This is a genomic window from Fervidibacillus halotolerans, from assembly GCF_026547205.1.
Classification (GTDB): domain Bacteria; phylum Bacillota; class Bacilli; order Bacillales; family Caldibacillaceae; genus Fervidibacillus; species Fervidibacillus halotolerans.
This window is the reverse complement of the sequence record NZ_CP106877.1, coordinates 91,486-108,468: the sequence shown is the minus strand read 5'-3', so window position 1 is coordinate 108,468 and position 16,983 is coordinate 91,486. Positions and strand designations below refer to the sequence as shown.

Here is a 16,983-nt window from a genome sequence, read left to right as displayed (position 1 = left end):
TAGACTACACACTGTACAGTGCAAAAAAAATCAGGCAGCACAACTAGCTATTGTGTTTTTTGTGCCGCCTGAGAAAAAACATTTTTCATGGAGGGGAAAATAGATGGCTAAAAACTCTTAATAAAGGTAGAAAGATATGTGAATATTTCCCCGGACCATGTCCATTTTGATCGGATTCCAAAGAATTGAAATTTGATATCCAAAGAACATTTAAAATGAATTAAGAATTGTACAGGGACCGACCCTTTCATCGCAAACGTTTCTGAAACTTTCAAATAGAAGCCTCGTGAATGAATGATCCGATATGTTTAATCAAGTAGGAAGCCTCTTCTTTCTCCACTGTAATTTTGGTTCCGTATGCGGTTTTTAATCAACAAAAATTATCTCAAGAATTCATAACGTTTCTGCAAACTTTAAAGCCCTCTGCTACTTAAATAGGAAGCCTCCAAGGGGTTGATATTGTAAAGATTTTTTTGATATGGACATTTTTTTCGCTAAAATAATCAATACTTCTTCCTTTGAATTGGGACTTTCACCCTATAGATTAATCATATTCCGGGTGCACAAAAAAGAAAAGAAAGCAGTTAAGGCTTTCATCCGCTTACCTTATCGAATGTATTTTTTGAAAATGCATTGGAAAGCATAATCGTAAAGAATAGAAACATTTGATACATGAGAAATTCAAAAAGCATGTAAAAACCAAATCCAGGACCCGGATCTTCCCCATCACCTAACGGAAAGAATATGATAAATAATCGCATCAACATGATCGCATAAGGAACCCACAACAGCATAATCCAAAAATTTCCCATTCTTCCATGAAGCCATTTTTTTATGATGAAAAATAAACTCACTAAAGAAAGAAGTAATATAAGATACTTTGTCGGATAGATATAATCGTCAAATATGTCATCATAGTTTTCCAGTATCCAAATTCGATACGAATTAATCAATAGTTCTGCATTTAAAAAATATAGAAAAGCGATGAATACACTCACAACGTTCAGTTTAAAAAAATAATGCATGTTGTCCAATCCCCCTTAAAAAACCCAACATTTACCATTAATTTTAATCGGAAAGAACAAAATTTTCAAACAAACGTAAGTGCAATGGATTTGTCGTATTTTTCAAATTCTCGTCCTTTGGAAATGCAACTTCGTTTTGTTAATAGGATAGATGTTTGGCATCATGACGAGAAAAAATAGTCCCTTTTGTAGAATAGAGGCAACCGTTTGTGATTCGCATAACAGAGAATGTAGAGATTTAACAGAAAAAATCTTAATGCGCCTTTCTTTCTCTTCGTCTTCAATTTTTGTGGATTTCACTTTTCAGCTGGAAACAATACCATTCCAAAAAGGTGCCTTGGATTTGTGATGTTTCAAGACGCGAATGGGCATGAAATCCGTGTTGCCTGAAACGTCCTTGAGGTATTGGCAAAAAAGGCGGTTCCCATACCTTTAGAATCAATGATTTTGGACATGCGTAGGCTCATCATTAACGCTTAAGCTTATCGGTTCCGACTCGTGAAATTGCTTTTTACCATCCGTAATAATATGGATGATTTTTTGAAATGCATCTCTAGCTTCGGGGATCGGAAAGAGAACAAAGACATGATTCATTTTTGGATATACAAAGGTTTGCTGTTCAACCCCTTGATCGTGCAACTTCTCGGCAAAGCGAATCGCATCTGGATATAGGGCTTCGTGGGTACCAATAAATTGTGTGATTCTAGCAATTCCATGAAAATCACCGTACATCGGACTAATAATGGGGTCATTTAGCGTTTTATCCGCTGCCCACATACGCCGAACGACATCAAAGCCGGCCAATGCGAGCATCGGGTCAACCCGTTCATACTTTGGTATATCTGGATTATTAAGTACCATATCGACATTTCCAGATAGTAAAATGATTTCCTTTGGTTGAGGAATATCCTGTTTTTTTAAATACTGCGCTAAACCAAGGGATAAATTCCCCCCTGCCGAATCCCCCATAATGATGATTTGCTGTGGATCGTCGACAGAATCTAGGATTGTTTTGTATAAATGAATGAGCTTCGGATATGTATGTTGATAGTTGGAATGCGGTAACTTAGGGTATATAGGGGCGATGATTTTTGCATTTAATGCTTGGGCGATCTTATCCATGAACTTCCAGTGAAAACTTAGAGGCTGGTTCATATGTGCACCACCATGAAGATAGAAAATGACACGCTGCTTTGAAGAAAATTGATCGTTTAGCGTAAATACTTGCATATCTTCAAAGGTACTTTCCGCTATCGAACTTTTCAACTTTACTTTCCCGATCGTATACGGTTTGCTATTCTCTACAGCTTTTTCTTCTAAGGCTTTCTTCATATTCTCAGCGCTCTTAAACATCTTTTTCGTATTCAAGAGTTTAATAAATTGCCGAACAATACACTTTTGAAGGATCTTCGTTTATCGTGTACATAAATATTCATCGCTTAACTCCTTTAAGAGATTTCCATTATGAAAGTTGCCTGAATCGAAATTATTTTTGTGATGTATTATACATTTAACACAAAATCAAATTCAAATTTGATCAACTTGTTATTCATCTGTTAATTGTCGATAATTCATTCCCTCTAAGCCTTTTTCTAAAAAATTTTTACGAAAAAAGTTTCAACATATATAGGGTTGTTTCTTCGTTTATACCTTAATTTTACAAACTGTAAATCCTTCTGTCTACACGGCTCTTCATTATTGAACGACACCGAATGTGAAATTCTATGTTTAACGATGAGCATACGATGGAAAGTTTTTCTGGGTGAAAAGTTTTTGAAAAGAGTAATGATTGATGTTATAAAGCATCTAAAACCGTTCAGTCTTAATTCTTCTACTTCTTTTATTTTCATAGGCAAAACAATGTCATATAAACTTTGTATTTTTCATGTTATCTCTTAATTATTTAAAACTTACAACTCTTCTTGTAAATCTTTTATCTTATAAAAGTCATACCCCTCATAATAATAACTTACATCGATGCCTTTCATATAAACCTCCCAATCATTGATTTGATCCGTCAAGGCTGCTTTTAAAAGAACTTTGATTTCAACATCTTTAATAGGGCTTCTTTCCATTGCTAAAAAATAATCTTCTTTGGCTACTTTACTCCAATCAATCACCTTATCCTGAAATATTCATAGCTACAAATCCCATTTGATAAAATTTGTTAAATTAGTTGAAAATAACGGTATTTAATTAAGAACCGTAGCCAATTCATAAAATAACTGAATTTTCAATAGAACAACTCTGGTATTTTGGGCATACTTCCCCCTTGACTGAAAAATTTATTTTTTTCAGTTATGAGAAGTATTCTATTGGTCATTCCAATTGTAGTTTTTGAATTCGATTCAGTACATCCCAAAAGAAATTTTGATACACAAAACTCGATGATAGTTTGAAGTAAAGGGATCTGCCTGATTTCACGACTTTACTTGCCGCTTTAATTAACCGAGTACGTATCGTATCAATTTGCATAGTTTTTTGACCTTCCGGAAAACAAAGAGTTCGTAACCAATTGGTCAAATTATATGCAAGAAGTGTTAACATCATTTTTACTTCGTTCACTAGAAAAGCGTGGCTATTCATATGATCAAAGTAAAAGCCATTTTTTGCTTCTTTGATATAGTTTTCCATCGTCCCTCTTTTTTGATAAGCTCGGACGATATCTTGAGGAAAAGCTAATTCAAAGTTAGTAACAAAAAAGGAATGGGTAAAGAACAGCTCACCTGCAGGACGTACCGATTGAATAATCACCCTTCTTGGTTTTGACCATGATTTTGCTTGGTAAATCGTTTCTTCATAATAGGTTTCCGTCTTGGAAACATCTAAAGGTGCGGAAGAAGGATGGTATTCCTTCGCTAAACTTTGTAGTTGTGAATTCGATTTCAACCGAATAATATACAAAACAGATTCTTCTTCACACAGATCGTATAATCCCGGAACAGCAAACCCGCTATCTCCACGAAGAAACAGGGTAGTTTCCGGAAACATTTCGTTATAATGTTTAATGAGAGGCCGAATAAATTCCACCACACCATTTGATGTATAAACATTTCCGGGACGGAGTTGTGCTTTCAAAAAGTCACCAGTCGCACCATCAAAGGCGACTAATGGATGAAAACCCATCGTGCCATAATGAGTATTATATGACGAAGATTCTTGGTCCCCATATGTATCCGAATGAGTCGAATCCAAGTCGATAAATAACTCTTTCGATTGTCGAAAACAATGAATCTTATCAAGCATTTCTTGGTTAGCCAGATTTAATTGTTCAATTGAATCTTTATCAAATCGTGTATAAAAGCGAGACAAACTGGGCTGGGAAGCAAGTGTTGGAGTTTCAATGATTTCCTTAAACACAGGATCATGAGTCAACTGATCAGCCGCATCATCTTCCGCATACCCGGCAATGATTTGATAGACTTTTTGACGTAACAAGTTTTCATTTGAATGAAGATAATATTTCCTTGAATCGTTAAGTCTCAAGTACTTAACTAAAGTCTTTGAAAAACCAATTTTTTCATCGAATTCTCTAAAAAGAAACTCACCTGTATCGGAGGAAAGAGAACCTCCATCATTTGACAATTTAATTTTATGATTGAAATCAAGTGTTTTTTGCGTTAAAGTAACCATATAAAGAGTCCTTTCTGTTTGGTTTTTGTTTTGGTTACTTTAACTTTAACAGAAATGGATTCTTTTTTCATTTTTTTAATGAATTACAATAAAGCCGAAAAGGCTTGGTAATCCATAAGTTATAATAAGTTTCTGAATTTCTGTGAATAATTCAGGTTTATAATGGTTTTGGTAGTAAACCTATCCAAATCCAAAATAAAGGAAAAAACCATGGATAAGTTTACACGAAAAACATCATTTGAACAATGGCTTTCACCTATTAACCAGGAATTGTTTGAGGAGCAGGTGAAAAACTATCAATTAAATTACTATACAAAGAAGCTCTACATGGCACCTTTTATGAAGTTACTCTTATACGCCCAACTCCACGAAACAGAGAGCTTACGGGCATTAAGCGATGCATTATTTTCAGATGAATTACAATGTGCAACTGGATTCGAATCCATTAGTTTCTCACAATTAGGAAGACGTCTGAATCAGGTTCCAACTTGCTTCTTTCAAACGATTTTTCTAGATTTGGTTGCACAAATTCATCAGAAAACCAATTTTCAAACACGTAGAAAAATGACAACACCACTGAAAATCATTGATTCAAGTACATTGCCACTAAACTTGACGAACCATAAGTGGGCTGAGTTTCGAAAAACAAAATCTGGTGTAAAACTTCACCTTCGGCTTGTTTTTATGGATAAAGGACTTTCCTATCCAGATCAAGCAGTCATCACGAATGCCGTCGAACATGACCGAGGTCAATTGGAGGTATTCTTGGATGATAAGGAATGCATGTACGTGTTCGACCGTGGATATTTAGATTATGAACGTTTTGATCGCATGACTGACGATGGATACTTCTTTGTTTCACGGCTTCGGAAGAATGCCGTCACACGAGTACTTGAAACATTTACATTACCTAGTGACTCAACAGTTATTTCAGATGAATTGGTAGTCATTGGAACAGCCCAAAATCGGTCAGAAAACGTGTTTCGTCGATTGAAAATCTTCGATACTAAAGGAAATGAACTTACACTACTGACAAACCGATTTGATTTAGATGCAGACGAAATAGCTGAGATCTATAAATCTCGTTGGGCGATCGAACTCTTCTTTAAATGGATGAAACAACATTTAAACATCAAAAAGTTCTATGGTCACAGCGAACAAGCAGTTCATAACCAAGTATATATAGCAATGATTGTGTATTGTTTAAACGTATTAGCACAGTTGAACACGAATAGCGACCGAAATTATCTACAAATTAGTCGTTATTTAAAAGCAGCATTATGGAAATCGGCCCATATTTGGATACGAAAAATCAAAGGAAAGGGTGTCCCTTAAGGATTTTACAGTTGTTGTCGCACTAGCCACAGGATACATTGTTAAAAAATGGATGTTTACTACCTTAGATTTGGTATTTTAAATTTTTCAATAAAAATCCTGAAAAAGTAAACTGAAAATTCAATCTTTATTTATGCGACGCTAGTGATATGATTATCAAAAAAGATGGGGAGTGCCATAAAGTTGACACTTCCCCTTTTACATCTGCAACCGCGGTAAAGGTTCTATTAATATCGTATAACAGAGGAAAATTCACCTTAATTCCGCTTTAACTCATATTTTTTTAACTTCCGATAAAGAGTGGACCTGGCGATATTCATTTTTTGGCGACGGCTGATAGATTCCAGTCTGTTTCTTCTAAAAGTCGGATCAGCACTTTTTGCTCTTCCACTTCGATGAGTGATAGGTGAGATCCAGACAATCCAACCTATGACCAATTAATGGAAGCTAAAGAAATTATCCGTGATGAGCAATCCATTACGACAGAAACCATTTTTGAAAATTACGATCTATATTTAAATTACCTTCGTGGGGGTCCTGGATTTGGAGATCCGCTTGAGCGCAAACCGAACATGATTCAGGATGATTTAAATGAAGGGCATCTGCTTCCGCGTTATGCCGAAAGCGTTTACGGTTGGGAAATAAAGAAAAATATTCGAGACTAGGAGAACAGAAAAAGAGAGTAAACACTTAGCGAAAACCCTTTCAAATAAAAAAATCGCGTTTTGAAAATGTATAAAAACGCGATTTTTCTTGTGCTTATAAATATTTTTGTCCTCTAAATACTGTTTTTATAAAAACGATAACTTCCGTAAACAATTACGATAACTACTAGCAATCCAACAAATAGGGCAGTTGGGATGACATATGCAGATGGCAAGAGGAAAGATATAATGATTGTAAATACTCCCCATGCAAACAGTAAATTTGAACCGAATTTATTCGATTTTCTCCATGACTCTTCATTTTTCATTGACCAAACGGTTCGCACACCGAATAGAGCATTCATTTTTATATTTCTCATTAGCGGGGCCATTATCAACATCACTACTCCAATAATGACTCCAGAAATTTCTACATGGAACTGTAGTAAATCTAAATTAATCAAGATCAATAACACTTGCATCAAAAGAAAAATTATTACGTTAAATATGATGCTATATGAGAGTGGCTGATGATGATTTCGCATTAGGAAAAGATGGAGACCCCATGAAAAAATCATTATAAGTGGAATGATTAAAACCCCAATATATTTGCTTACTTGAATGTCAGCAGTCCCCTCTGTATTCCAGTGAATAAATACTTCATCTGGGAGAAAAGGGAGGGCTATACAACCAATAGCAATACAAATAATCACAGATAGGATGGAAATGAACTTCAACACTTATCTCCTCCTTCAAACGAAAAAATATCCTCAATTATGTATATGTAATCTTACAATGAAAGATTGGTCTGGGTGATTGAAACTTCGCATTCAATAAGCATCATTGATATTCGCCTTTAATACTAGTTATTTAAATTATAACTGTAAAAAAAGATATGTGTATATAAATTTGTATAAAATTTACAGTATTTAAAATTGGTACCGTCAAGAATTTTGTGTAAGGTTTAAAACAAATCTAGATTGATTGATAAATGGAAATGTGATCTTCGTAAAAAAAGTTCAGCCCCAATGCGTTAAATTATAGAATAATAAGGGCTGAACCTTATTTTATTTAAAAAGCTATTATATTTTATCAATATTTGCTGAACCTTCTTCTTCATCTTGGAACATATCTAGAGTTTTTTCTATGATAATAAACAAAAATATAATACTAACAGAAATTAACACCGCACCAATAAATGTTGTATTGAATCTATCAAAATATATATCAAAAAGATTAATATAACCAATAAAAATAAGTAAGTATATAATCCATTCTTTAAGATTTATTGGGCCAATATCTGACAACTTTTTTATTTTCTTTCTCCTGATTGCGGTAATTAACAGTTCACTTAATACAAGAACAATAATGTTCATTACAGTAAAACCAAAAAAGAACCAGAAATTAGACCAAAAATCTATATAAAAGTAAAATTCAACTATTGGTAATTTGGAGAGTAAGTATATCACCCCGAAATTAAGAAATATAGGTACTGATACCATTATAATAAATACTACAATCGCTAGAATTATAGAAACAGTCATACCAAAAACTTCAGCACTTCTATCCTTAGTCCTATTTGACATTACGCCCAACCCCTTTAGTCCTAACTTTCTAAATCACCGTTGAATTAATACGATTCTACGATAACATAATATTGTAAATATTATAATATATTTTCGAAGGAGAAAGAGAATGAAAAAGAAAATTATTAGTTCTGTTGCAGCAACCTTAGCTACTACTATGCTAGTAAGTGCGGTAGGACCAAGTTTAGCTAGCGCTAAAGAAGCAACTAATTCTTTTACACAAAAAACATTACCATCACTCCCTAGTATTGTAGAGCAATATGAAAATTATGATCCTGATATGTTTGATTTAGAAAGTCCTAGTTTTAGACAAGACATAATGTTGAGTAAATCTATTATTCAGCAAGAAATACTTAATAATCAAAAGGGAGTAACTACACAAGGGGTACTTGGAGCTGGATTAAAAGGTATAAAAGCCTTTGGAAGGTAAGCGTCAAATCTTGCACACCTTCTTGGTGTGCTAATTTCATGAGATAATCTCCTCAAGATGAAATTGAAGGAGGTTTTTTTATGCCTAAGAATCCTGAATTACGAAAGGTTTGGGAACAACGAATCGCTGACTATCGTAAAAGCGGTCAAACTCAAGTAAACTGGTGCAAGGAAAATCAATGGAGTATTCACCAGTTTAAATACTGGTTAAGAAAAATTGAAAATCCAATCAAAAATCAAGGAAAGTCTACAAAATGGGCATCCGTTACCCTAGAAGATCATTCACAAACAGTTGAAAATTCATTACGGATTGAAATTAGTGGGATTTCAATTGAAGTAAAACCTGGTTTCGATCCGGCCTTTCTTTCAGAAGTGGTTAGGACGTTGAAATCAACATGTTAGTTGGTACAAGAGCTGAACGAGTTTACTTGGCAAAAGGAAGTACTGATTTGAGAAAATCCATTGATGGATTAGCTGCTTTGGTGAAAGAGGGATTTGATTTAGATCCCTTTTCATCAAGCTATTTTGTGTTCTGTAATCGAAAGCGAGATAAATTAAAAATTCTTCACTGGGACTATAATGGTTTTTGGCTTTATTATCGTCGATTGGAAAAAGGAAAATTTCAATGGCCAAATGAAAATGACACTGGAACGATACAAATTAGTTATCGGCAATTACGCTGGTTATTGGATGGTCTTCCAATGGAGCAAAAGAAAGCACACCCAGAAGTAAAGGCTAGAACAGTTATATGAATTTTTTACTTTTAACAAAAACCTTGGAGGAAAATAGCTAAAACCGTCGAATTATTACTACATGATGAAAAATTTAAAGAATCCTAACCAAAACCCATTTGAATGAATTGAAAAACTTCAACAGCAAATCGTTGAATTGACGACGAAATTACGATGGTATGAAGAACAGTATCGTCTTAGTCAAAAACGAAAATTTGGCTCTTCAAGCGAAAAAACAAATCCTAATCAATTAGAACTACCTTTATTCAATGAAGCAGAGGTAGAGTCTAATGTAAAAGCTGAAGAGCCAACTGTTGAAACAATTACATATCGTCGTAAAAAGAAACGTGGTCAACGTCAAGCTACGTTTGAAAACCTGCCTATGGAAACGATTGAATATCGTTTACCCGAAGAAGAGCAGGTCTGTTCGTGTTGCGGTGAAAAAACACACGAAATGAGCACAGAAGTACGACAGGAATTAGTGATTATTCCGGCTCAAGTCAAAGTTTTAAAACACGTTCGATATGTCTATGGATGCCGTCATTGTGAGCGTAATGAAATAGAGACACCAATCGTTACAGCACCTGCCCCAAAATCTGTGTATCCAAAAAGTTTAGCTTCACCGTCAAGCATGGCATATATTATGAATCAAAAATATGTAGAGGGGCTACCTCTATATCGCCAAGAACAACAGTTCAAACGATTAGGTGTGAACTTATCCCGGCAAACCATGGCCAATTGGATGCTTTATGGTGCCGAAAAATGGCTTGCGCCAATTTATCAACGAATGAAAGAGCATCTCCTCTCTAAAGACATTCTACATGCGGATGAAACAACTGTTCAGGTTTTACATGAACCTGGAAGGTCAAGTACATTGAAATCTTACATGTGGCTTTATCGGACTGGAAGAGAGGATCCATCACTTGTCCTTTATGACTATCAGGAAACTAGGGCAGGAGAACATGCCAAAGAATTCCTAAAAGGGTTTAAAGGATACCTGCATGTCGATGGATATGCCGGATACCATAAGGTATCCGGTGTAACATTAGTTGGATGTTGGGCTCATGCCCGCAGAAAGTTCGATGAGGCTTTAAACGTACTTCCTGAATCCAAACGTCATTCAGCCGTCACAGCTCGGGAAGGGCTCAATTTCTGTAATCAGCTATTTGCCATCGAGCGTGATTTGAAAGAATGTACACCAGAAGAACGATATAAAAAACGACTTAAACGCAGCCAACCATTGTTGGAGGCTTTTTCAGCATGGCTAAAAACAGAGAAAAGCAATGTTTTACCAAAAAGTCTATTAGGTCAAGCCATTACATACTGCCTCAACCAATGGGAAAAACTCGTGGCATTTTTAGAGGATGGACGTTTAGAAATCGATAATAATCGAAGTGAACGATCCATTAAACCATTTGTGATCGGAAGGAAGAACTGGATTTTTAGCAATACTCCGAAAGGAGCTAAGGCCAGCTCAATCATTTACAGTATTGTGGAGACAGCAAAAGAGAATAAATTAAATCCATTTTATTATCTTCGCTACTTATTTGAAAGGCTTCCCAATATGGATTTAAGCAATATGGATGAGCTTGATCAACTACTTCCTTGGTCCAAAACAATTCCTTTGAATTGTCGGGTTTTTAATAATTTATCACCATAATAGTATTTAATCCCTATCATTAAAAGGTGGGGATTATTTTACGCTTACTTTTCTATTCCTTGACGTTTCAATTCTGCTTTTAGCATATCTCTAGCAAAAGTGTGTCTAAAGGAATGAGGACCACTTAATCCTGCTCTTGTGTGTGCTGATTTATCCCTGAAAATTGATATTTTATTAAAAAATAGTAAAATAATAAATTTTTTAAAAAAGAGGTATTTAGGTCCTAATGACGAATAAGTATAGTAAGGGGACCCCAAATTTAAAGGAGGAGAGTCAATTGAAGAGATTATTGATGGGATTTTTGGTTTTGATTGTTACTCTGACAGCCATAGCACCGACACAAAGCTTTGCTAGTACCTCTTTGCCTCGCGATGAATTTGAAAATAAGGAAATGATGTCTGCAGATGAGATTAGAAGCAAGAAAATGATTGCTGCCATTGAACCTTATGTGGCGGTTTCAGATGAAGGAAAATTGTACCTGAAAGATGTTCCTCAACACTTATACGAAATGTATAATCTTGAAGAATTAGAGCAACACTTTGCTGACTTGAACCATTACGCTGAAAATGATTATATTACTATCAACAAAGATTTAACGATTGATCAAAATCCCGACTTAATCACAGTTAATGCAGTTTATGGTAAATGGACATTTCACTGGTGGGGATATGATCGTAAATTTAATAACTCTCAAGCAAAAGCATTTGCTGACTATGCCGCCTCTGTGGCAGCTGGTGCTGGTATAGTAACAGGAATCGGAGCGTTTTTCCCTCCTGTAGCTGCTATTGCTGGGGTCCAAACGGGATATTGGTCTTTAGTTGCAGCCCGTGTAAATGCAAATAACAAAGGAAAGGGAGTTTATATCGCAGTAACTTGGGTTGCTATTTTCAATGTTGAGCCTCTATAAAATACTCCTAAGGTGATTACAAAATAACTATTCTCTGTACCGATTGGTCTGATGCTTATTAGGACTGATAGATTCAGACCACTAAGTTGGCAGAATGGAAACGTTTGGAAGGCACAATTTTTACAATCAAAGGTGGTTATACAATGAATTCGAACGTATTAACTATTTTGTCTATAACACTAATGATAGTTAGTGTTGGATACTTCTTAGTCTATATCTATGCAAAAAAGAAAAATAAGCAAGTAAGTATAAAGTATAAAATAGTATTTTCATCCATTATACTGCTATTAGTTATCCCAATAATATATACAGCATTTTAAAAAGAGTTGGGAGTTAACACTCCTAACTCTTTTATTTTTTCTAATTCTTCTACCCCATATCCTTATCTAAAATTGTTTAAGGTATCATTTATGTCCTCTCGTCTAATACCGATATAACGCCTAGTGATGCCTAGAGCTGCATGATTAAAGATTTCCTTTAATATCGCTATATCCTTGTAACACCTGTAATAGTAATAACCGAATATTTCTCATGGTGTGCGTTCCAATGTGTTTTCTAATATTTATAAATGACACTTCTCATTAAGACAAAAAGAAAAACCTCTAAAAATATCTTTCTAAGAATAAAGCATTTTAGCCTCTATAAGAACTTTCTAAGTAAGCGTCAAATCTTGCACACCTTCTTGGTGTGCTAATTTCATGAGATAATCTCCTCAAGATGAAATTGAAGGAGGTTTTTTTATGCCTAAGAATCCTGAATTACGAAAGGTTTGGGAACAACGAATCGCTGACTATCGTAAAAGCGGTCAAACTCAAGTAAACTGGTGCAAGGAAAATCAATGGAGTATTCACCAGTTTAAATACTGGTTAAGAAAAATTGAAAATCCAATCAAAAATCAAGGAAAGTCTACAAAATGGGCATCCGTTACCCTAGAAGATCATTCACAAACAGTTGAAAATTCATTACGGATTGAAATTAGTGGGATTTCAATTGAAGTAAAACCTGGTTTCGATCCGGCCTTTCTTTCAGAAGTGGTTAGGACGTTGAAATCAACATGTTAGTTGGTACAAGAGCTGAACGAGTTTACTTGGCAAAAGGAAGTACTGATTTGAGAAAATCCATTGATGGATTAGCTGCTTTGGTGAAAGAGGGATTTGATTTAGATCCCTTTTCATCAAGCTATTTTGTGTTCTGTAATCGAAAGCGAGATAAATTAAAAATTCTTCACTGGGACTATAATGGTTTTTGGCTTTATTATCGTCGATTGGAAAAAGGAAAATTTCAATGGCCAAATGAAAATGACACTGGAACGATACAAATTAGTTATCGGCAATTACGCTGGTTATTGGATGGTCTTCCAATGGAGCAAAAGAAAGCACACCCAGAAGTAAAGGCTAGAACAGTTATATGAATTTTTTACTTTTAACAAAAACCTTGGAGGAAAATAGCTAAAACCGTCGAATTATTACTACATGATGAAAAATTTAAAGAATCCTAACCAAAACCCATTTGAATGAATTGAAAAACTTCAACAGCAAATCGTTGAATTGACGGCGAAATTACGATGGTATGAAGAACAGTATCGTCTTAGTCAAAAACGAAAATTTGGCTCTTCAAGCGAAAAAACAAATCCTAATCAATTAGAACTACCTTTATTCAATGAAGCAGAGGTAGAGTCTAATGTAAAAGCCGAAGAGCCAACTGTTGAAACAATTACATATCGTCGTAAAAAGAAACGTGGTCAACGTCAAGCTACGTTTGAAAACCTGCCTATGGAAACGATTGAATATCGTTTACCCGAAGAAGAGCAGGTCTGTTCGTGTTGCGGTGAAAAAACACACGAAATGAGCACAGAAGTACGACAAGAATTAGTGATTATTCCGGCTCAAGTCAAAGTTTTAAAACACGTTCGATATGTCTATGGATGCCGTCATTGTGAGCGTAATGAAATAGAGACACCAATCGTTACAGCACCTGCCCCAAAATCTGTGTATCCAAAAAGTTTAGCTTCACCGTCAAGCATGGCATATATTATGAATCAAAAATATGTAGAGGGGCTACCTCTATATCGCCAAGAACAACAGTTCAAACGATTAGGTGTGAACTTATCCTGGCAAACCATGGCCAATTGGATGCTTTATGGTGCCGAAAAATGGCTTGCGCCAATTTATCAACGAATGAAAGAGCATCTCCTCTCTAAAGACATTCTACATGCGGATGAAACAACTGTTCAGGTTTTACATGAACCTGGAAGGTCAAGTACATTGAAATCTTACATGTGGCTTTATCGGACTGGAAGAGAGGATCCATCACTTGTCCTTTATGACTATCAGGAAACTAGGGCAGGAGAACATGCCAAAGAATTCCTAAAAGGGTTTAAAGGATACCTGCATGTCGATGGATATGCCGGATACCATAAGGTATCCGGTGTAACATTAGTTGGATGTTGGGCTCATGCCCGCAGAAAGTTCGATGAGGCTTTAAACGTACTTCCTGAATCCAAACGTCATTCAGCCGTCACAGCTCGGGAAGGACTCAATTTCTGTAATCAGCTATTTGCCATCGAGCGTGATTTGAAAGAATGTACACCAGAAGAACGATATAAAAAATGACTTAAACGCAGCCAACCATTGTTGGAGGCTTTTTCAGCATGGCTAAAAACAGAGAAAAGCAATGTTTTACCAAAGAGTCTATTAGGTCAAGCCATTACATACTGCCTCAACCAATGGGAAAAACTCGTGGCATTTTTAGAGGATGGACGTTTAGAAATCGATAATAATCGAAGTGAACGATCCATTAAACCATTTGTGATCGGAAGGAAGAACTGGATTTTTAGCAATACTCCGAAAGGAGCTAAGGCCAGCTCAATCATTTACAGTATTGTGGAGACAGCAAAAGAGAATAAATTAAATCCATTTTATTATCTTCGCTACTTATTTGAAAGGCTTCCCAATATGGATTTAAGCAATATGGATGAGCTTGATCAACTACTTCCTTGGTCCAAAACAATTCCTTTGAATTGTCGGGTTTTTAATAATTTATCACCATAATAGTATTTAATCCCTATCATTAAAAGGTGGGGATTATTTTACGCTTACCATTAACAGGTAACACCCATATGTTTGGCCTTTATGCATGGATGTACGAACAAGAATCTCAAAACACGAGTAATCGTGTGAAAGAGACATTAAAAACTCGAGCAAAAAATGGACTTTTTAAAGGATCAAACCCTCCATATGGGTATGAAGTAAGAGATGGAAAATTGTATATCCGAAATGATGAAACACCAAATATTGTTAGACGAATTTTCAAAGAATATTTGGAAGGAAACGGACGACAAAGTATTGCAAGACGGCTATATAACGAGGGAATTCCTACTCCTGCTCAAATAGCTGGAAAGGCAAACGCAGGAGATAAGTGGCATGATTCTACCATTAGATGCATCTTGACAAATCCCCATTACGTTGGGGATCTTGTTCAAGGAAGAACAACGACAGTAAGTGTAACAAGTAAAAGAAGAAAAAACGTTCCTAAAGAAGAACAATTTATTATCAAAAATGCACATGAGCCAATTATATCTAGGGAAACGTTTGATGCTGTCCAAAATCAATTAGAGCAGAGAAGAAAATATATTACAGCACCCAAGATACATCTTTTTACTAATGTCCTCTTTTGTGCCGATTGTGGTACAGGTATGTGGTTCCGAAGCAATCGAGACGGATACATTTGTGGGGCTTATGCGCGTCATGGAAAAAAAGCTTGTACCGCCCACACAATAAAAGAGGATTTTTTAAAAGAAACAATTCTAAATGACATAAAATCCTTAATTCATCAAATTGACAAAGAGCAATATATAAAGAAGATGGAGAGAAAATCGAAAAGTACAAAATCGGATTCTCAAAAGAAAATCAATAAGATTAACAAACAGATGGATGTTTTAAAAAATCGAAAAAGGAAATTCATCAACCTGTTAGCTGACGGAATCATTACCAATGAAGAATATCAAGAGAGTATTGAAGCAACGAACAAGGATTTAACTAAATTAATGGAACAGAAAAATGAACTTCTTTCATTGATGGAAAGCGAGGATGTAATCCAAACGATTGAAAAGCTTAAAAAGGAATTACTTCAATTCCTAAATTTCGATGAATTAACCGAGGATATTCTCCATCGACTGATTAATCGAATCGAGGTAAAAGAGGACGGTACACCAATAATTCATTACCGATTTACCACACCAAAAATTGAATAGAGGCAAGAGAGAAACCTTATCTTGCCTCATTTTTTCATTTTAAAACTATCTGCGAAACGCACTCAACGTGGTGCAAGTGCTACGACCGTTCCCATGGAAGTCCCCATCGCAACAGAGATAAAGCAACCGACAAGAAACAGGCCGACCATTAACAAATTCCCAGGAACAAGTGATAAGCCAAGATTAACCGTTGATTCTACCGCACCCATTCCTTTTGCTACCCCTGCAAATGCACCGGCAAGAACAAAGATAACAACCATAAGTATAATATTTGAATGTCCTGCACTTTTCGTAAATACTTCTACCTTCTTTGCGAGTGATTCTTTTCTATTTAAAAACATTGCATACGTGGCAGAAATAATGACCGCAACCGTTAAAGGCATATTTGAAAAATCCCCCGTAAAAATGCCCGTTCCGATAAAAAGGAAAATAAAGACAAATAACGGAGACAATGCTACGATGCTACCTTGTTTTTTCGTTTTATCCATGTCAAACCCCTCCACATTTTTCCTATAATACTGATAAACTTACTCGGTTTAATTAGTTTATTTTTTAACCGTCCTTTGCATCTCTTGAAAAAGAAAAAAATCCCAAATCATAAAAAGAGGGATGTTTGACACGACACGACTCTTCTTATCTTCAAGCAAATGCTACTGGAATTGGCACAATGCTATAAAGCTGTTGCCGAGGCTTCAAAGGGCCAGTCCCTCCACCTCTCTGGATAAGAAAAACTATTAAATTGATGTTACTTACCTTACTACAAAATTATGAAATTGTCAAT

14 protein-coding genes, 4 pseudogenes and 1 riboswitch are annotated in these 16,983 nt (G+C 35.5%); of the genes and pseudogenes, 11 read left to right on the top strand and 7 right to left on the bottom strand.

The features are described 5' to 3' along the window. Positions 1-593: 593 nt before the first annotated feature. The 4 genes and pseudogenes from OE105_RS00450 to OE105_RS00435 form a co-directional block, all read right to left on the bottom strand. The gene (locus OE105_RS00450; RefSeq protein WP_275420779.1) at positions 594-1,025 is read right to left on the bottom strand and encodes a hypothetical protein; all 432 of its coding nucleotides are present in this window, start codon (positions 1,023-1,025) and stop codon (positions 594-596) included. 438 nt (positions 1,026-1,463) lie between these two features. Beyond that, positions 1,464-2,357 carry an alpha/beta hydrolase fold domain-containing protein gene (locus OE105_RS00445; RefSeq protein WP_275420778.1) on the bottom strand — a complete coding sequence of 298 codons (894 nt, stop codon included), beginning with the start codon at positions 2,355-2,357 and terminating at the stop codon, positions 1,464-1,466. Positions 2,358-2,935: 578 nt separating this feature from the next. Further along, positions 2,936-3,148 (bottom strand): annotated as a pseudogene (locus OE105_RS00440) (protein adenylyltransferase Fic); the annotation flags it as partial. A gap of 196 nt (positions 3,149-3,344) precedes the next feature. After that, positions 3,345-4,658, bottom strand: coding sequence for an IS1380-like element ISBco1 family transposase (locus OE105_RS00435; protein WP_017550355.1), 1,314 nt, complete (start codon positions 4,656-4,658; stop codon positions 3,345-3,347). A 210-nt stretch (positions 4,659-4,868) separates the two neighbouring features. Here OE105_RS00435 and OE105_RS00430 point away from each other — a divergent pair, with 210 nt between their 5' ends. Further along, on the top strand, positions 4,869-5,993 hold the full coding sequence (locus tag OE105_RS00430; protein WP_275420776.1) for an IS4 family transposase: 1,125 nt from the start codon (positions 4,869-4,871) through the stop codon (positions 5,991-5,993). A 410-nt stretch (positions 5,994-6,403) separates the two neighbouring features. Further along, positions 6,404-6,628: pseudogene (locus tag OE105_RS00425) on the top strand (hypothetical protein); the annotation flags it as partial. A gap of 143 nt (positions 6,629-6,771) precedes the next feature. Here the strand turns inward: OE105_RS00425 and OE105_RS00420 are convergent. Together OE105_RS00420 and OE105_RS00415 are read right to left on the bottom strand one after the other, a co-directional pair. Next, on the bottom strand, positions 6,772-7,377 hold the full coding sequence (locus OE105_RS00420; RefSeq protein WP_275420775.1) for an SdpI family protein: 606 nt from the start codon (positions 7,375-7,377) through the stop codon (positions 6,772-6,774). 342 nt (positions 7,378-7,719) lie between these two features. Continuing rightward, on the bottom strand, positions 7,720-8,223 hold the full coding sequence (locus OE105_RS00415) for a hypothetical protein (RefSeq protein WP_146938797.1): 504 nt from the start codon (positions 8,221-8,223) through the stop codon (positions 7,720-7,722). Positions 8,224-8,332: 109 nt separating this feature from the next. Between OE105_RS00415 and OE105_RS00410 the strand changes: the two genes are divergently transcribed. The 9 genes and pseudogenes from OE105_RS00410 (at position 8,333) to OE105_RS00370 (ending at position 16,202) form a co-directional block, all read left to right on the top strand. Continuing rightward, positions 8,333-8,653, top strand: coding sequence for a hypothetical protein (locus tag OE105_RS00410; RefSeq protein WP_275420773.1), 321 nt, complete (start codon positions 8,333-8,335; stop codon positions 8,651-8,653). An 80-nt stretch (positions 8,654-8,733) separates the two neighbouring features. Continuing rightward, a complete protein-coding gene (gene tnpA, locus OE105_RS00405; protein ID WP_003352856.1) occupies positions 8,734-9,054 on the top strand; it encodes an IS66 family insertion sequence element accessory protein TnpA in 321 nt (106 codons plus the stop codon). Between the two features lie 47 nt (positions 9,055-9,101). Then, positions 9,102-9,404 (top strand): IS66 family insertion sequence element accessory protein TnpB, encoded by a 303-nt coding sequence (gene tnpB / locus OE105_RS00400; RefSeq protein WP_275420771.1) that lies wholly within the window; start codon positions 9,102-9,104, stop codon positions 9,402-9,404. 106 nt (positions 9,405-9,510) lie between these two features. Further along, the gene (tnpC, locus tag OE105_RS00395; RefSeq protein WP_275422056.1) at positions 9,511-11,043 is read left to right on the top strand and encodes an IS66 family transposase; all 1,533 of its coding nucleotides are present in this window, start codon (positions 9,511-9,513) and stop codon (positions 11,041-11,043) included. A gap of 277 nt (positions 11,044-11,320) precedes the next feature. Beyond that, positions 11,321-11,950 carry a hypothetical protein gene (locus OE105_RS00390; protein ID WP_275420772.1) on the top strand — a complete coding sequence of 210 codons (630 nt, stop codon included), beginning with the start codon at positions 11,321-11,323 and terminating at the stop codon, positions 11,948-11,950. Positions 11,951-12,690: 740 nt separating this feature from the next. After that, the gene (gene tnpA, locus OE105_RS00385; protein WP_003352856.1) at positions 12,691-13,011 is read left to right on the top strand and encodes an IS66 family insertion sequence element accessory protein TnpA; all 321 of its coding nucleotides are present in this window, start codon (positions 12,691-12,693) and stop codon (positions 13,009-13,011) included. Positions 13,012-13,058: 47 nt separating this feature from the next. Next, a complete protein-coding gene (gene tnpB / locus OE105_RS00380; protein ID WP_275420771.1) occupies positions 13,059-13,361 on the top strand; it encodes an IS66 family insertion sequence element accessory protein TnpB in 303 nt (100 codons plus the stop codon). Positions 13,362-13,467: 106 nt separating this feature from the next. Further along, positions 13,468-15,000 (top strand): annotated as a pseudogene (gene tnpC / locus OE105_RS00375) (IS66 family transposase). 68 nt (positions 15,001-15,068) lie between these two features. Next, positions 15,069-16,202, top strand: a complete 1,134-nt coding sequence (locus OE105_RS00370) for a recombinase family protein (protein WP_275420770.1) — start codon at positions 15,069-15,071, stop codon at positions 16,200-16,202. Between the two features lie 68 nt (positions 16,203-16,270). Here the strand turns inward: OE105_RS00370 and OE105_RS00365 are convergent. Next, positions 16,271-16,690 (bottom strand): annotated as a pseudogene (locus OE105_RS00365) (Na+/H+ antiporter NhaC family protein); the annotation flags it as partial. A 142-nt stretch (positions 16,691-16,832) separates the two neighbouring features. Continuing rightward, positions 16,833-16,930, bottom strand: a riboswitch (SAM riboswitch). Positions 16,931-16,983: the final 53 nt, after the last annotated feature.